The sequence below is a fragment of the Mycolicibacterium tusciae genome (assembly GCF_002086795.1).
In the GTDB taxonomy this organism is placed as follows: domain Bacteria; phylum Actinomycetota; class Actinomycetes; order Mycobacteriales; family Mycobacteriaceae; genus Mycobacterium; species Mycobacterium tusciae.
Genome location: NZ_MVIM01000003.1, coordinates 447826 through 463153 on the forward strand (window position 1 = coordinate 447826; position 15328 = coordinate 463153).

A 15328-nucleotide genomic window follows, 5' to 3' on the forward strand; every position below is an offset into this window, starting at 1 on the left:
GTTGACGCGCACCCCGCGAACGGCGCACGGTATACACATGTTCACTCAAACTTTGACACGCCGCGTGCGACGGTCGCCTCTTCTGGAGTTGCTGACCGGCCCCCACGGCGTGGATCGATACACCGAGCTGGTCGACCCGACCTGGACGCGGGCAGACGCCCGCGCGAAGGTGATCGCAGTGCGACGGCAGACCCCCCGCAGCGTCACTCTGACGCTGGAACCGAATCAGGCGTTCACTGGTTTTCGCGCCGGACAGCACATCAACCTCACCGTCGAGATCAACGGCCGTCGCCGCACCCGCCCTTACTCACCGGCAAGTGCCGAAGGCTCCCCGTACATCGAGCTGACGATCGGCCGCCACGACGGCGGGCTGGTCTCCACCTACCTCTGCGACCACGCCCGCCCCGGAATGGTCGTCGGGCTGGACTCCGTCGGCGGCGACTTCGCGCTGCCGACCGAGCGGCCCCGCCGCGTGCTGTTCGTATCGGGCGGTAGCGGCATCACCCCGGTGATGTCGATGCTGCGCACGATGCGGAACGAGGGGTCCGATCGCGAGATCGCCTTCATCCACTACGCACGAAACGCGCAGGAAGCCTGCTACGCAGACGAGCTCGGCGCGATGTCTGGTGTCCGGGTACTGCACGGCTACACCCGGGCCGGACAGGGCGATCTCACCGGCTACTTCGATGCGGACCACCTGGCCGCGGCGATGCCCGAGCCCGACGCGGTCTACGTGTGTGGTCCGCAGGCACTCGTCGATGCCGTCCGGACACACGTCCCGAACGCGTTGTCGGAAAGCTTTGTCCCGCCTGCATTCGCCCCGTCGACCGAGACATCCGGCGGCCGAATCGCATTCACCGACAGCGGTGTCGAGCTGACCGACGACGGCCGGCCACTGCTCGAGCAGGCCGAGGCATCAGGCCTCACGCCGGAAAGTGGATGCCGGATGGGCATCTGCGGCAGCTGCACCCGCCGCAAGACCAGCGGCGTCGTCAAGAACCTGATCACCGGAACCGTATCCAGTAACGAATCGGAAGACGTGCGTATCTGTGTGTCCGCTCCCGTCGGCGACGTCGACATCGCGCTTTAGATCCGAAACGGACCAGAAAGGACAAGCCATGACTACAGCCACCACCCAACAACCGAAGACCATCTCGAAAACCGTTGGCGGCAAGACCGTCACCATGAGCCCCGAGCAGGCCGACGCGTTCGGCCGCGAACTCGACGCGCTGAAGGAGCGTGTGATCGCCGACCTCGGCGAGCGCGACGTCACCTACATCCGGCGGATCATCAAGGCGCAGCGCGGTCTGGAGGTCGCCGGCCGTGCGATGCTCTTCGGCGGGATCTTTCCGCCGTTCTGGCTCGCAGGCACTGCGATGCTGGGTATCTCGAAGATCCTCGACAACATGGAGATCGGCCACAACATCATGCACGGCCAGTACGACTGGACCGGCGATCCGACGCTGGCGGGCAAGAACTTCGAATGGGACACCGCCTGCCCGGCCGACCAGTGGCGGCACTCGCACAACTACATGCACCACACCTACACCAACATCGTCGGCATGGACCGCGATGTGGGCTACGGGATCTTGCGGATCACCGAGGACCAGAAGTGGAAGCCGTACTTCCTCGGCAATCCCGTGTGGGCATTCCTGCTGATGGTGCTGTTCCAGTACGGCGTCGCGCTGCATGAGATGGAGACCGAACGCATCACCGCGGGCGAGATCTCGATTGCGGACAAGCGCGAGATCCTCGAAGGGATCTGGCGTAAGACCAAGAAGCAGACCCTCAAGGACTACGTGGCGTTTCCGCTGCTGGCCGGCCCATTCGCGCCCTGGGTGTTCGCCGGGAACATGACGGCGAACCTGATGCGCAACGTCTGGTCCAACGTGATCATCTTCTGCGGACACTTCCCGGAGGACGTGCAAGAGTTCTCCATCGAGGAAACCAAGGCCGAGACGCGTGGCCAGTGGTACTTCCGTCAGATTTTGGGATCGGCGAACCTGACCGGCGGCAAGCTCTTTCACATCTTGAGCGGCAACCTGTCGTTCCAGATCGAGCACCATCTGTTCCCCGACATCCCGGCGCACCGCCATGCCGAGATCGCGCCCGAGGTGCAGAAGATCTGCAAGCGCTACGGCATCCCCTACAACACGGGACCGCTGCCGCGGCAGATCGCCACTGTCTGGCGCAAGATCTTCAAGCTCGCGCTGCCCAGCTAACTGTTACGTCTGACAGTTCGGACACCAGTAGGAGACACGGTCTCCGCTGGTGTCCGACTGTATGAGGGTGCCGCAGCGCCGGCATGGACGTCCCACCCGGCCGTAGACCCACAGGTCGCGGCCGGCGCGGGTGTCACCGGTCGTGGTTCGATTGATCCGAGAGCGGTTGAGCCACAACATGTCACGAGCCCGCTGCACCATGCGCAGCGGGTCTTTGACGTCTCCCGCCGGTGTCGTCGGCAGATACCCGGTGACAAAGCACAGTTCGTTGGCGTAGACGTTGCCGACGCCGGCCATCACCCGCTGATCCAGCAATGCCTCGGCGAGCGGGCGCTGCGGGTCGGCCACCAGGTTGTCGCGCGCGATACGCGGTTCCCAGTCGTCGCCGAGCAGGTCGGGTCCGAGATGTGCGACGACGTCCATGTCATGGTCGCGTTTGAGAATCTCCAGTACTCCAAGATCGATACCGGCGGTGCGGGAATCGTCGGTTTCCAGGATGATTCGGATCTTGTGGGGCTGCACTCGGCGGATCTGCCCGCCGACCAGCCACGCCCCGTCCATTTTCAGGTGCGAGTGGATACTCGCATCCCCGACGCGGATGAAGAGGTGCTTACCCCTGCTGATCACCTCGTCCACGACGCAGCCCGTCAGATCCACCGTCGCAAACTTGGGAACTCGGACGTCGCACCGTGTGAGTGTCTTACCGGCAAGCGCCTCCCGTAGCTTGGTCGCAGCACGAAAGACGGTGTCACCCTCAGGCATCGGCCGTCACCGCAACCTGAGTCCTCGCGGCGTGCGTGAGAAGCCGGCGCCGATCAGGGCGTCCTGAACGGCGGCCCGCTGACCGCCCCCACCCGGTTCGAGCACCGGCACGCCGTTGACCTTTTCGACGAGGAACGACTGCACCCGCCCCGCGCTCACCAGATCCGCCAGGGCGGCCCCGGCCGCGATGTGCGCGTCGGCGTCCTCGGTGAAGCTCAGCAGCGAGCGTCCACCGCGTTCGAGGAACCACACCAGTTCACCGTCCACCAGCGCGACGAGAGCCCCGGCTTTACGGCCCGGCCTATGCGCGACGTCTTCGTCGGAGGTGGCGCGAGTCGGCCATGGCAGCGCTGCGCCGTACGGATTGGCCGGGTCGGCGGCTGCCATCGCGACCGCGTGGTATTCGCGGTGATCGGGGTCGATGCCGTCCAGGTAGGAGCGCAGCCTGTCGACCGTCGACGCCACCGCGAACTGGGCGCCACCGAGTGACTCGACGAAGTACCCGCGCTGACACCGGCCGGCGTCCTCGAATGCCGTCAACACCTTGTAGAGCATGGCGAAGCCGCCAGGCACCTGTTCGGATGTCACCGCGCCCTTGGTCAGCACGCCGTGCCGACCGAGCAGCAACTCGGCCTGGAAATGTGCTCGCACTGTCGATTCCGGTTCGGCCGTCGGGAGCGCGGACCAGCGGCCGGCCACCACGGGATCGGAGGTGCGCGTCTGCGCGTGTGCGACGCTGTATCGACTCAGCCGCGGCGGGCGTTGACGCTGGCGGTGTGCCGGGGAACCATGGCGGCCCGACGAGCGGCGGGGACCCGTCAGCATCGCTCGCACCGGCGCGAAGGTATCGCCGCTGACCCAACCCGCCCAGATCAGTTCCCACAGCGCCTGTTTCAGTTCGTCGGCCGGGTTATCGGCGAGCTGGCGGAAAAAGTAGGCGCCGCCGCCGCCAAGCGTCTCCATGATCTGACGGTGCGTGTCCGTGAACTCGATCTCCGTCGGTGCCGCCAGCGTCATCGGCGCCGAATCTGCCGGGTGGAAGGCGATCCACCCGTCGCCGCCGCCGATTTGTCCCACACCCGACCAGGTGACCTCCCCGGACGCCAACAGCTCGTCGAGCATCGCGGGCTGGTAGTCGCGCACCCGCAACCCGAACACCAACGGCTCCACCGCTGAGGCCGGAATCGGCACTCCCGCCAACTGATCGATGACCGCCGCGAGCCCGTCGACACCGCTGTTGTGGGTCGACCCGATCTGCTGCCACGCGGGTAGGAAGCGCCCATAGGCGGCGGTACTGACCGGCTCGACCTGCGCCCGCAGCGCGGCCAGCGATCGGCGGCGCAGGATCTTCAGGACGTCGGAGTCGCACCATTCGGTGGAGTCGCCCGCTGTGTTGCGTGTCGCCGCCGGGGCGGCTCCGGAGGTGAACTCGCCGCGAATCAACCTGCCGTCGGTCGCCATACGGCCCAGCACATCGGCGGTGACCCGCAGGCCGAGACCGAACCGGGCGGCCGCGTCATGTGTGGTGAACGGACCGCGGGTGCGGGCATACCGGCTGAGCAGTTCGCCCAGCGGATCGTCGACCGATTCGGTGAAGGCCGTCGGCACCCCGACCGGGACGGCGACCCCGACCCCGTCGCGCAGCAGCCCGATGTCCTCGACGGCCACCCACCACGACCGGTCGGCGTACGTCACCGTCAGCGCGCGCTTGCTGGCCAGTAACCCGTCGAGCCAGCCGCCAACCTCGGAAGTGATGCAGCGTTCGGCGATTTCGGGCTCCGTGAGTGGGCCCAACACCCGCAGCAGGTCGGCCACGCCTTCGGCATCGCGCGCCCGCCGGTCGTCGCTGAGGTGTTGCAACTGCCGCGTGGTCGAGGCGATGACCTGCGGATCGAGCAGCTCGCGCAGCTCCACCCTGCCGAGCAGTTCGGCCAACAGCACGCTGTCCAAGGACAGCGCGGCCGCGCGCCGCTCGGCCAGTGGGCTGTCGCCCTCGTACATGAATGCGCCGACATAGCCGAACAGCAGCGACGCCGCGAACGGTGACGGCGTGGTTGTCTCGACCTCGACCAGCCGCAGCCGGCGTTGCGCGACGCGGTTCATCAGCTCCGTCAGCGCCGGCACGTCGTACACATCCTGCAGGCATTCGCGCACCGCCTCCAGCACGATCGGGAAGTCCGGATACTTGCGTGCGACGTCCAGCAGCTGGGCGGCCCGTTGCCGCTGGTGCCACAGAGGCGACCGTTTGCCGGGGTGGCGGCGGGGGAGAAGCAGTGCGCGGGCGGCACATTCGCGAAACCGCGAGGCGAACAGTGCCGAACCGCCGACCTCCGCGGTGACGATGGGTTCGATCTCGTCGGCGTCGAAGACGAAGAGGTCGGCACCTGGCGCGGCGTCCTCGGTGTCCGGCAGTCGCACGATGATGCCGTCGTCAGACGCCGTCGGCTTCTCGTCGATGCCGTAGCGCTCGCGGAGTCGGCGCGAGACAGCCAAAGCGAGTGGGCCGTGCACCCGCAATCCGTACGGGGAGTGCAGGATGACGCGCCAGTCGCCGAGTTCGTCGCGGAACCGCTCCACCACGAACGTCGTATCCGTCGGCACAACCGACGTGGCTTGACGCTGCTCGTCGAGCAGTTGCCACAGGTTGTTGGCGGCGTACTCGTCGAAACCCATTGTGTGGCAGCGCTCGTCGAATTCGTCACGGCCGAGTCGGGCCAGCTCACCGGTGAACGCGCCGACGGCCGCTCCGAGTTCGGCCGGTCTGCCTACGCTGTCGCCGCGCCAGAACGGCAGCCGGGCGGGCTGCCCAGGCGCGGGAACGACCAGCACTCGGTCATGGGTGATCTCGGTGATGCGCCAGCTCGTCGCACCGAGAGAGATGACGTCGCCGGGTCGCGACTCGTAAACCATCTCCTCGTCGAGTTCGCCCACCCGCGAGGGCTTTTCCGAATCGGTGGCCAGATAGACGGTGAACAGGCCGCGGTCGGGGATCGCGCCGCCGGACGTCACGGCCAGGCGCTGCGCACCGGGCCGGGCGGTCAACGTCCCCGCATCACGGTCATACACCAGTCGTGGACGCAGTTCGGCGAACTCGGTGGACGGATACTTCCCGGACAGCAAGTCGAGCGTTGCCTCGAATGCGCTGCGCGGCAACGTCGCAAAGGGTGCGCTGCGGCGAACCGCGTCGAACCAGCGGTCGGCGTCCAACGGCTCGAGTGCTGAAGCCGCGACGGTGTGCTGGGCGAGGACGTCGAGCGGATTGGTCGGCACCCGCATGGTCTCGATGTCACCGCTGAGCATCCGCTTCACGGTGACCGCACATCCGATCAGATCCGTGCGGTGCTTGGGAAACAGCACACCCTGGGAGATCTCACCGACCTGGTGCCCCGCACGTCCGATGCGCTGCAGCCCGCTGGCCACCGACGGCGGCGCCTCGACCTGGATCACCAGATCGACCGCGCCCATGTCGATACCCAACTCGAGGCTGGATGTGGCGACGACGGCCTTCAGTCGGCCCGACTTCAGATCGTCCTCGACCTGTGCGCGTTGCTCCTTGCTGACCGAACCGTGGTGCGCGCGGGCCAGCAGTGTCGGGGCGCCCAACGACGCGCCGCTGGCCATCAGCTGCGCCGGGAAGCCCCCGCCCACCTTCGGGTTGTGCTCCATGGACACACCTTCGCCAGTGCGTTCGGCGTGAATCTCGTTGAGCCGCGACGTGAGTCGCTCGGCCAGCCGCCGGGAGTTGGCGAAGACGATCGACGAATTGTGCGTCTCGATCAAGTCGACGATGCGTTCCTCGACGTCGGGCCAGATGGTGTTGTTCTCGAGGTTGGCCATATCGGGAACGGGCACCGTCACGGACAGGTCGAAGGTCTTGGCCGCGGGTGGCGCCACGATGGTGGTGCGGGCCTGGCCGGACAGGAACCGCGCGACCTCCTCGGGCGGGCGGACCGTGGCGGACAATCCGATGCGTTGCGCAGGCTGGTCCAGTAGCTGGTCGAGCCGCTCCAGCGACAACGCCAGATGCGCGCCGCGCTTGGTCGCTGCGACGGCGTGCACTTCGTCGACGATGACCGTCTGCACCTCGGTGAGCGTCTCGCGGGCAGCGGAGGTGAGCATCAGGAACAGCGACTCCGGCGTGGTGATCAGGATGTCCGGCGGCCGGGTGATCAGCTCGCGGCGCTGAGCGGGTGTGGTGTCACCGGAGCGGACGCCGACGCTGATCTGGGGTGCGGGACTGCCACTGCGCTCGGCGAGGCGGCCGATGCCCGTCAACGGGGTCCGCAGGTTGCGCTCCACGTCCACGGCCAGCGCCTTCAGGGGCGATACGTATAGGACCCTCGTGCCTGCCGACGCGGGCCTGGGTTCCGAGGAGGCGAGGCGGTCGATCGCCCACAGAAACGCCGCGAGCGTCTTGCCGGAGCCGGTGGGCGCGATGACCAGTGTGTTGTCGCCGTCGGCGATGGCGGACCATGCCTGCGTCTGCGCAGGGGTCGGCTCGGCGAACGTTCCCGTGAACCAGTCGCGGGTCAGCCCACTGAACCGGGCAAGGGGACTGGTGCTCATCTAGCCATCGTGCAGCAGGACACCGACAACTGTCAGGGACGTGCGGCCGCGATGGTCTCTGCCAGCGCTTCGGGGATCCCGGGAACCCGCGAGACCGAGTCCAGCAGAGCGTGCGTGCACGCATCGGCGACGACGTCGACGTCGGTCGACGGGTCCATCATGCGTTGCCTGCACATCTCGAGGGTGAAGGCCAACCATCCGTAGACGACGATGCGCAGGTCGCGTTCGACCTTGGCGTCCAGCTGATCGCCGGCGAGGCCGGCGACGATGCGTTCGGCCTGCCGGTCGTTGTCGACGTCTTCGATGCCGCGCAGGACGGGATCGGTGCGGCCGAGGCCCACGTGGGCCGCCCAGGCGACGTTCGGGTTCTCGTCGTAGTAGCGGAGGTAGGCGATGACACCTTCACGTAGCTGGTCGAACAGGCTCAGGTCGGGTCGTGGCTGCGCGTTGGTCGCGTTGAACAGGCGCTCACTCTCGGCGCTCACCACCGCCGCGAAAAACGCCCGCTTGTCCGGAAAGTAGTGGTACATCAGCGCGCGCGATACGCCCGCCCGCTCGGCGATCTCGTCGATGCGGACCTCGTCGTAGGGTCGCTGTCCGAACACCTCGGCGCCGAGGGTGAGAAGTTCATTGCGGCGCTCGTCGGGAGACAACCGCCGTCGGGGCCCAGCCATCAGGCCATCTTAGTTGACATATGTACAACAGTGCGAACGTGTCACGCCGGTTCAGCCGAAGTGCACACCCTGGGCCAGCGGCAGCTCCGACGAGTAGTTGACGGTGTTGGTGGCCCGGCGCATGTACGCCTTCCACGAGTCCGACCCGGACTCACGCCCGCCGCCGGTCTGCTTCTCGCCGCCGAAGGCACCGCCGATCTCCGCGCCTGAGGTGCCGATGTTGACGTTGGCGATGCCGCAGTCAGAACCGTCGGCGGCCATGAACCGTTCCGCCTCACGCATGTCCGTCGTGAAGATCGACGACGAAAGACCCTGCGGCACCGCATTGTTCATCGCAATCGCGTCGTCCAATTCGTCGTAGGTCAACACATAGAGAATCGGTGCGAACGTCTCGGCGTGCACTACGTCGGTCTGCGCGGGCATGCGGACGACCGCCGGGGCGACGTAGTAGGCGCTGTCGTCACCCAGTTCGTGGCGCTCGCCCCCGAACACCTCGCCGCCGTCGGCGCGTGCCCGCTCGAGTGCCCTGACCATGTCGCGGTAGGCGGTCTCGTGGATCAGCGGACCGACCAACGTGCCGTCGGCCGTCGGCTCACCGATCGGCAGCTGCCGGTAGGCCGCCACGATCCGGCCGACGAGTTCGTCGGCGACCGACGAGTGCACGATCAGCCGGCGCATCGTCGTGCATCGCTGTCCGGCGGTGCCCGCGGCGGAGAACACGATGCCGCGCACCGCGAGATCCAGATCGGCCGACGGCGTGACGATCGCGGCGTTGTTCCCGCCGAGCTCGAGCAGCACCTTCCCGAATCGCTGAGCCACCCTCGGCCCGACCTGCTGACCCATCCGAACCGAACCCGTAGCGGACAGCAGGGCCACCCGGGGATCGTCGACCAGGCGCTCGCCGACCTCTCGGCCACCCTGGATCAGCCGGCTGACCTCCCGCGGGACGCCCACTTCGTCGGCGGCTCGCTCGATCAGCGCCTGGCACGCCAGCGCCGTCAGCGGCGTCAGCTCCGAAGGCTTCCACACCACCGTGTCACCACAGACCAGCGCGATCGCCGTGTTCCAGGCCCAGACCGCCACCGGAAAGTTGAACGCAGTGATGACCCCGACCACGCCCAGCGGATGCCACGTCTCCATCAGCCGGTGCCCCGGCCGCTCGGACGCGATGGTCTTGCCGTAGAGCTGACGCGACAGTCCGACGGCGAACTGGCAGATGTCGATCATCTCCTGCACCTCACCGAGCGCCTCGGACGTGATCTTGCCCGCCTCGAGAGTGACGAGCGCCGCGATATCGGCCTTGTGCTCGACCAGCAGCTCGCCAAGGCGTGCGACCAACGCGCCGCGGACCGGCGCGGGAGTGGTCCGCCATGTCGTAAATGCCTGCGCCGCTTCGGCAATGGCTGCATCAGCCTCGTGCGGGCTGGTCGCTGCGACGGTGAACAGCACGTCGCCGGTGATCGGGGTGCTGGCTTGCAGGCCGTGACCACCCGGCTCAGCGATTTCGGCCGGCGAACCGACAGCTGCCAGGGCGCTGCGTGCCTGGGCCCGCAAAGCGTCGGCGGTGGGGAGGTGAGACTTCTGCATGGTCGTCATTGTGATGCGGCTTTCTCGTAGAGCTCGTAGGGATCGTGAATGTGGTGGCCGATTCGTCCGGCCATCCAGTGCAGGCTGTACTGCGAACTGTCCGCCTCGTCGGCGGCTTGCGCGTCGGAATCGAGGTTGGAGCGGAAGATCCCGGCCGCTGACGCGGGCAGAAAGTCCTCGTAGACAACCGGTTTCGACGGATCGCCACCGCGGTAATAGGCCAGCCCCGACGTTGCCATGGCCTCGTCGGTCGTGGGGAAGTATGTGCTCCACATCGCTGCCGGGTCAGCTTCAGCCATGGCCTGGTCGTAGCGTCGCCTGCCCTCGGCGGTCAACGCGACGCCGCGCGACTCGACCTCCCCGAAGCGGACGCGCAACGTGCCCTCGGATACCTGGCCATTCTCGTCGCGGAAACGTCTCGGTTCGGACAGCGCCCGAAACGACGTCTGCCGCAGCAGCACGGCGGGCCCGTCGCAGCGCGGGGGTCCCTGAATCGCGTCGATCATCGCTACGCCCCGCCGCGACATCCGCAGGTACAGCTCGTCGATGTCAAGAACCCGCGGCGTCAGGTGATTGATGTGTGTGGTTCGCACCCCGGCGATGTCGGCGGCGACCGCGGACACGCGGGCCAACTCGTCGTACCACGCCCGGTCGATCGGCTCACGTGATAGGGCGAACGCGTCGACGGCGGCGGCAACGAACCGGTCGGCGCTGTCGCGATCGGTGCCTGCGTCGGACGCGATGCGCCGCGCCTCGGCGATCAGCGCGGGATCGAACAGCTGCCTGCCGGCCAGGAACCGCTCTACTCGGGCGCGCAGGTCAGGGGCGAAGAATCTCTCGTCGGCCGTGGCCAACATCGAGGTGAACACCCGAAACGGGTTGTGCTCCAACTCGTCTGAATCGATCGGCCGAAACGCCGTCGACACCACCGGCACGGGGGAGCCGGCGTCGCGAAGATCGTAGAAGCCGACCGGGAACATGCCGAAGGCGGCGAACAGGCCTGCGACGTCGGCGAGTTCGCGTGGGCTGCCGACCCGGATCGCGCCGTGACGCTCGGTGATCACCCGTTCGGTAGCGCCCAGTTCGCGGTTCACCTCGGCGCTGACCTCGACGAGCGTCGAGTACAGCGGCACCTCGGCGGCGTACAGCCGAGACAGCGCGGCGGCGAACTCCGCACGCAACTGCCAGGTTTGAACGCGGGCCGTCATTTTGCGCCTCTGCTCGGATACAGTGCCGCCATGAGCGAACCGCTCGATGACATCGACCGTGTGCTGGCGCGTGAGTTGGTGGCCGACGGACGCGCGACGCTGGCGCACCTCGCGGAAACCGCTGGACTTTCGGTGTCGGCGGTCCAGTCCCGTGTCCGAAGACTGGAGTCGCGCGGCGTTGTGACGGGATACACGGCGAGAATCAACCCCGAAGCCGTCGGGAAGATGCTGTCGGCGTTCGTGGCCATCACTCCTCTCGATCCCTCTCAACCCGATGATGCTCCTGCGCGGCTCGAACACATCGACGCCATCGTGTCGTGTCACTCGGTGGCCGGCGAGGAGAGCTACATCCTGCTCGTGCGTGTCGAGACCCCGCGGGCGCTCGAAGACTTACTGCAACAGATACGCACAGCGGCGAACGTACGCACCCGAAGCACCGTCATCTTACAGACTTTTTACGATGGACGCGACTATGTGCCGTAATAGTTACGGCTTTGGAGTCATTTGACCGTAAAAGTTCTGCTAATATTGGCTCATGACCGCTGTCCTGACGCAATCTGCCCAAGATGTCTCCGCGGCCTCGCTGGTCCGTCCGGCCGACGTCCATGACGTGCTGGCCCGCAGCATCCTGGCCGACGGTATGGACCTCGTGCTCGACATCGACCGATCTTCCGGCTCGTACCTGGTCGACGCCCGTACCGGCAAGCGCTACCTCGACATGTTCACGTTCTTCGCGTCGTCGGCCCTCGGGATGAACCATCCGGCGCTCGCGGATGACGAGGACTTCCGCGCCGAACTCGCCCAGGCCGCGGTCAACAAACCCAGTAACTCCGACATCTACTCGGTGCCGATGGCGCGTTTCGTGTCGACCTTCGCGCGCGTGCTCGGCGACCCGGCGCTGCCTCACCTGTTCTTCGTCGACGGGGGAGCGCTGGCCGTCGAGAACGCGTTGAAGGTTGCGTTCGATTGGAAGAGCAGGCACAACGAGGCGAACGGGATCGACCCCGCCCTCGGTACCAAGGTGCTGCATCTGCGCGGCGCCTTCCACGGCCGCAGCGGCTACACGCTCTCGCTGACCAACACCGACCCCAACAAGGTCGCCCGGTTCCCGAAGTTCGACTGGCCGCGCATCGACGCGCCGTACCTGAGGCCCGACGCCGACATGGATGCGGTGGAGGCGGAGTCGCTTCGCCAGGCCCGAACGGCGTTCGAGGCCCACCCGCACGACATCGCGTGCTTCATCGCCGAGCCCATCCAGGGTGAGGGCGGCGACCGCCATTTCCGGCCGCAGTTCTTCGCAGCGATGCGCGACCTGTGCGACGAATTCGACGCGCTGTTGATCTTCGACGAGGTGCAGACCGGCTGCGGAATGACCGGAACCCCCTGGGCGTACCAGCAATTGGGCGTTGCGCCCGATGTGGTCGCATTCGGCAAGAAGACGCAGGTGTGCGGCGTCATGGCCGGCGGCCGGGTCGACGATGTGCCCGACAACGTGTTCGCCGTCAGCTCCCGCATCAACTCGACGTGGGGCGGCAACCTCGTCGACATGGTGCGATCTCGGCGCATCCTCGAGGTCATCGAGTCCGATCAGCTGACGATCCGGGCCGCCCATGCGGGTCGATACCTGCTCGACCGGCTCGCTGAGCTTGCGGTGGAGTTCCCGGAGCAAGTGTCCGATGTCCGAGGGCGCGGCCTGATGTGCGCATTCAGCCTGCCCAGTGCGGCACAGCGCGACGAGCTGATCGCCAAGCTGTGGGACCGCGGCGTGATCATGCTCGCCAGCGGACCGGACAGCCTGCGGTTCCGGCCCGCGCTGACGGTATCGCGCCCAGAGATCGACGCCGCCGTCGACGCGGTGCGGGACGCGCTGCGCTAAACCTCGGTCGGTGTGGTGGGCACTGTCAGGCGTTGGATGACCGCCCGCAGGCGGGGCAGATCTGAGCCGCCGACCAGTTCACAGCCGTGCAGCTCCGCCAGTTTGCGTGCGGCAGCGGTGAATTCGTGGTTCGTGACCACCATGGTGCTGGCACAGTCGTGCATCGGAGCACCCGCAACTACCTCCTGGATGGCGCCCGCGCCGACGGGTCGCGCCTGCCGTTTGCACTGAATGGCAACGCGATTGGGACGCCTGCCGACGATGATGTCGACGCCCCAGTCGCCGGTGGTCGACGTCATGATCACCGGCGCGCCGCTGGACCGCGCGATCCGTGCAACAAGGTCCTCGAACTCGGTGCCCGACATCGCCGCGGCCACATTCTCGCGGCGGTGGGGGGTACTGATGCCGTGGATCGCGCCGCGGATGAAGTGCGGCACCGCGCCGATGACCACCGGAGCCGCCGCGGCGACCACCAAGCTCCACCCCGGCGTCATGCCCAGCATCCAGGCGACCGCGCCGAGGCAGCCCGCGGTGAGCAATTGCCACTTCAGCGCCACGCGGCGAATGGTAGAGGCGCGCGCCGACATCGGTTCCCAGCCACGCCGCAGACTGTCCGATATGCGAAAGGTCGCACCAGCTGCAATACGCACTGGCAGAATCCCGCGATAATCTGTCAATGACCGATGAGCTGGCCGAACTCGGAGGGCAGACGCCCATCGAGCACGCGCTGGCCGGAGGCGATCCGCAGCGTGTTGGTTCGTTCAAGTTCTTCTTCGCCGACGAACGCTGGGAGTGGTCAGCCCAGGTTCAGCGGATGCACGGTTACGAGCCGGGCAAAGTGCAACCGACCACTGATCTGGTGCTCTCGCACAAGCACCCCGACGACTACGGCCAAGTCGCCGCGACGCTGGACGAGATCCGCCGGACGTCGGGCGCCTTCTCCACCCGGCACCGCATCATCGACACCCACGGTGAGATTCACCACGTCGTGGTGGTGGGTGATCAGCTGCTCGACGACGCCGGGGCGGTGGTGGGGACACACGGTTTCTATGTCGACGTGACACCCTTCATGCAACAACGTCACGACCGGATCCTCAGCGAGGCGGTCGCGGAGATCGCGGAGACCAGAGGCGGCATCGAGCAGGCAAAAGGCATGCTGATGGTGGTCTACCGGATAAGTGCCGACTCGGCGTTCGAGCTGCTCAAGTGGCGCTCACAGGAGACAAACACCAAGCTGCGGGACCTGGCCGAACAGATCAGCAGAGATTTCCTGGAGCTGCGGTACGACGAGGTGTTGCCGCCCCGCAGCGCGTACGACCGCCTGCTGCTCACCGCGCATCAGCGCCTCTCGACCTAGGGTTTACCAGTTCAACGCGCAGGGAATCTTCTACCCGTTCTGATCGGTGACTTTCGGGAGAGTCCAGCCGTGTACCAAAGCCCTGAGCGTGTGCGACAAGACGACGCCAACGTGCGTGACGCTGTGCGTTTCGGCGCGGCGTTCGCCGTGGCAGGCATCGCGTTCCTGTTCACCGCCGCCGTCTGGGTGAGTACGTGCAGCGGCGCGACCGCGGACACGGTTGCTTGCGGCGTACCCCAACGCACCCTGCTTGCCCTCGGGGCACCCGTCATCCTGCTGATCGGCGGGCTGCGCGCCTTCTTCCGCACGTACCAGACGTGGCGCAGGCAGGAAACGTGGTGGGCATGGCAGGGCGTCGGCTGGTTCCTGCTGACGACGATGCTGCTGGTGCTGACGATGAGCATGCCGCCGCTGGCCGGATCTGCGGTGTTCGGCGGATGACTGATCAGCCGCTGACGGCGGTTGCACTCGTTTGCAGCCTCAAGCCCAGCCCGGCACCATCGAGTAGCGAGTTGATGGCCGAGCACGTCTGCGAACAGCTGCGTGAGCAAGGCGTGAAGACCGAATCGCTGCGTTGCGTCGATTTCGCCATTTCGCCCGGTGTCGAGGCCGATATGGGTGACGGCGACGAGTGGCCGAAGATCCGCGAAAAGGTGTTGAAATCCGACATTCTGGTGCTGGCCACGCCGGTGTGGCTGGGCAATCCGTCGAGTGTCACGCAACGAGTACTGGAACGCCTGGACGCCGAACTGTCCAACACCGACGACGCGGACCGGCCGCTCATGGTCGGCAAGGTTGCGGTGGTCGCGGTCGTCGGCAACGAAGACGGCGCGCACAAGGTCATTGCCGATTGCTTCCAGGGGCTCAACGACATTGGATACGCGATTCCCGCGCAGGGTTCGACGTATTGGAACGGTGAGGCCATGCAGTCCAAGGACTACAACGACCTCGACGAAGTGCCCGAGGCGATCGCTTCGGCCACGGCGGCGGCGGCCCGCAACGCTGCTCATCTGGCGAGCTTGCTGCGCGAACGGCAATACCCGTCCTACCGGTGATGTTCGTTTCTCCCACAGCGG

Annotated in this window: 13 protein-coding genes; 7 read left to right on the forward strand and 6 right to left on the reverse strand. The window is 66.7% G+C overall.

The genetic code is table 11. The annotated features are described in order from the left end of the window. Positions 1-37: 37 nt before the first annotated feature. Complete coding sequence (locus BST47_RS08070) at positions 38-1090, forward strand: ferredoxin reductase (RefSeq protein WP_083124961.1); 1053 nt, start codon at positions 38-40, stop codon at positions 1088-1090. 28 nt (positions 1091-1118) lie between these two features. Beyond that, on the forward strand, positions 1119-2222 hold the full coding sequence (locus BST47_RS08075; RefSeq protein WP_083124962.1) for a fatty acid desaturase family protein: 1104 nt from the start codon (positions 1119-1121) through the stop codon (positions 2220-2222). A 3-nt stretch (positions 2223-2225) separates the two neighbouring features. Here the strand turns inward: BST47_RS08075 and nei2 are convergent, their stop codons facing one another. The 5 genes from nei2 to hglS are packed head-to-tail and all read right to left on the reverse strand — an operon-like array spanning position 2226 to position 11019. Further along, positions 2226-2984, reverse strand: a complete 759-nt coding sequence (gene nei2, locus BST47_RS08080) for an endonuclease VIII Nei2 (protein ID WP_083124963.1) — start codon at positions 2982-2984, stop codon at positions 2226-2228. A 6-nt stretch (positions 2985-2990) separates the two neighbouring features. Next, positions 2991-7550, reverse strand: coding sequence for an ATP-dependent helicase (locus BST47_RS08085; protein ID WP_083124964.1), 4560 nt, complete (start codon positions 7548-7550; stop codon positions 2991-2993). Positions 7551-7582: 32 nt separating this feature from the next. Continuing rightward, positions 7583-8224: a TetR/AcrR family transcriptional regulator gene (locus BST47_RS08090; RefSeq protein ID WP_083124965.1), complete on the reverse strand. Its 642-nt coding sequence runs from the start codon at positions 8222-8224 to the stop codon at positions 7583-7585. Between the two features lie 51 nt (positions 8225-8275). Further along, positions 8276-9820 carry an L-piperidine-6-carboxylate dehydrogenase gene (gene amaB / locus BST47_RS08095; RefSeq protein WP_083124966.1) on the reverse strand — a complete coding sequence of 515 codons (1545 nt, stop codon included), beginning with the start codon at positions 9818-9820 and terminating at the stop codon, positions 8276-8278. Then, on the reverse strand, positions 9817-11019 hold the full coding sequence (hglS, locus tag BST47_RS08100; protein ID WP_083124967.1) for a 2-oxoadipate dioxygenase/decarboxylase: 1203 nt from the start codon (positions 11017-11019) through the stop codon (positions 9817-9819). The genes amaB and hglS overlap by 4 nt, the downstream gene beginning before the upstream one ends. A gap of 30 nt (positions 11020-11049) precedes the next feature. Here hglS and BST47_RS08105 point away from each other — a divergent pair, with 30 nt between their 5' ends. Both BST47_RS08105 and lat read left to right on the forward strand, forming a co-directional pair. Continuing rightward, positions 11050-11502 (forward strand): Lrp/AsnC family transcriptional regulator, encoded by a 453-nt coding sequence (locus BST47_RS08105; protein WP_083124968.1) that lies wholly within the window; start codon positions 11050-11052, stop codon positions 11500-11502. A 52-nt stretch (positions 11503-11554) separates the two neighbouring features. Then, a complete protein-coding gene (gene lat / locus BST47_RS08110; protein WP_083124969.1) occupies positions 11555-12895 on the forward strand; it encodes an L-lysine 6-transaminase in 1341 nt (446 codons plus the stop codon). On the opposite strand, the gene BST47_RS08115 is transcribed toward lat, so the two are convergent. Continuing rightward, on the reverse strand, positions 12892-13452 hold the full coding sequence (locus BST47_RS08115) for a restriction endonuclease (RefSeq protein ID WP_083124970.1): 561 nt from the start codon (positions 13450-13452) through the stop codon (positions 12892-12894). The genes lat and BST47_RS08115 overlap by 4 nt on opposite strands. Positions 13453-13571: 119 nt before the next feature. Between BST47_RS08115 and BST47_RS08120 the strand changes: the two genes are divergently transcribed. The 3 genes from BST47_RS08120 to BST47_RS08130 all read left to right on the forward strand — a co-directional run bounded on the left by BST47_RS08120 (position 13572) and on the right by BST47_RS08130 (position 15307). Further along, positions 13572-14252: a PAS and ANTAR domain-containing protein gene (locus BST47_RS08120; protein WP_083124971.1), complete on the forward strand. Its 681-nt coding sequence runs from the start codon at positions 13572-13574 to the stop codon at positions 14250-14252. Between the two features lie 69 nt (positions 14253-14321). Beyond that, entirely contained in the window at positions 14322-14693 is a 372-nt protein-coding gene (locus BST47_RS08125) for a hypothetical protein (RefSeq protein WP_083124972.1), read from the forward strand. After that, a complete protein-coding gene (locus tag BST47_RS08130) occupies positions 14690-15307 on the forward strand; it encodes a flavodoxin family protein (RefSeq protein ID WP_083124973.1) in 618 nt (205 codons plus the stop codon). The genes BST47_RS08125 and BST47_RS08130 overlap by 4 nt, the downstream gene beginning before the upstream one ends. Positions 15308-15328: the final 21 nt, after the last annotated feature.

Bases quoted from the DNA above. Each gene is read 5' to 3' on its own strand.
- BST47_RS08130 (WP_083124973.1), top strand. From the start codon at position 14,690: ATGACTGATCAGCCGCTGACGGCGGTTGCACTCGTTTGCAGCCTCAAG.
- nei2 (WP_083124963.1), bottom strand. From the start codon at position 2,984: ATGCCTGAGGGTGACACCGTCTTTCGTGCTGCGACCAAGCTACGGGAG.
- BST47_RS08070 (WP_083124961.1), top strand. From the start codon at position 38: ATGTTCACTCAAACTTTGACACGCCGCGTGCGACGGTCGCCTCTTCTG.
- hglS (WP_083124967.1), bottom strand. From the start codon at position 11,019: ATGACGGCCCGCGTTCAAACCTGGCAGTTGCGTGCGGAGTTCGCCGCC.
- BST47_RS08075 (WP_083124962.1), top strand. From the start codon at position 1,119: ATGACTACAGCCACCACCCAACAACCGAAGACCATCTCGAAAACCGTT.
- amaB (WP_083124966.1), bottom strand. From the start codon at position 9,820: ATGACGACCATGCAGAAGTCTCACCTCCCCACCGCCGACGCTTTGCGG.
- BST47_RS08085 (WP_083124964.1), bottom strand. From the start codon at position 7,550: ATGAGCACCAGTCCCCTTGCCCGGTTCAGTGGGCTGACCCGCGACTGG.
- BST47_RS08105 (WP_083124968.1), top strand. From the start codon at position 11,050: ATGAGCGAACCGCTCGATGACATCGACCGTGTGCTGGCGCGTGAGTTG.
- BST47_RS08120 (WP_083124971.1), top strand. From the start codon at position 13,572: ATGACCGATGAGCTGGCCGAACTCGGAGGGCAGACGCCCATCGAGCAC.
- lat (WP_083124969.1), top strand. From the start codon at position 11,555: ATGACCGCTGTCCTGACGCAATCTGCCCAAGATGTCTCCGCGGCCTCG.
- BST47_RS08090 (WP_083124965.1), bottom strand. From the start codon at position 8,224: ATGGCTGGGCCCCGACGGCGGTTGTCTCCCGACGAGCGCCGCAATGAA.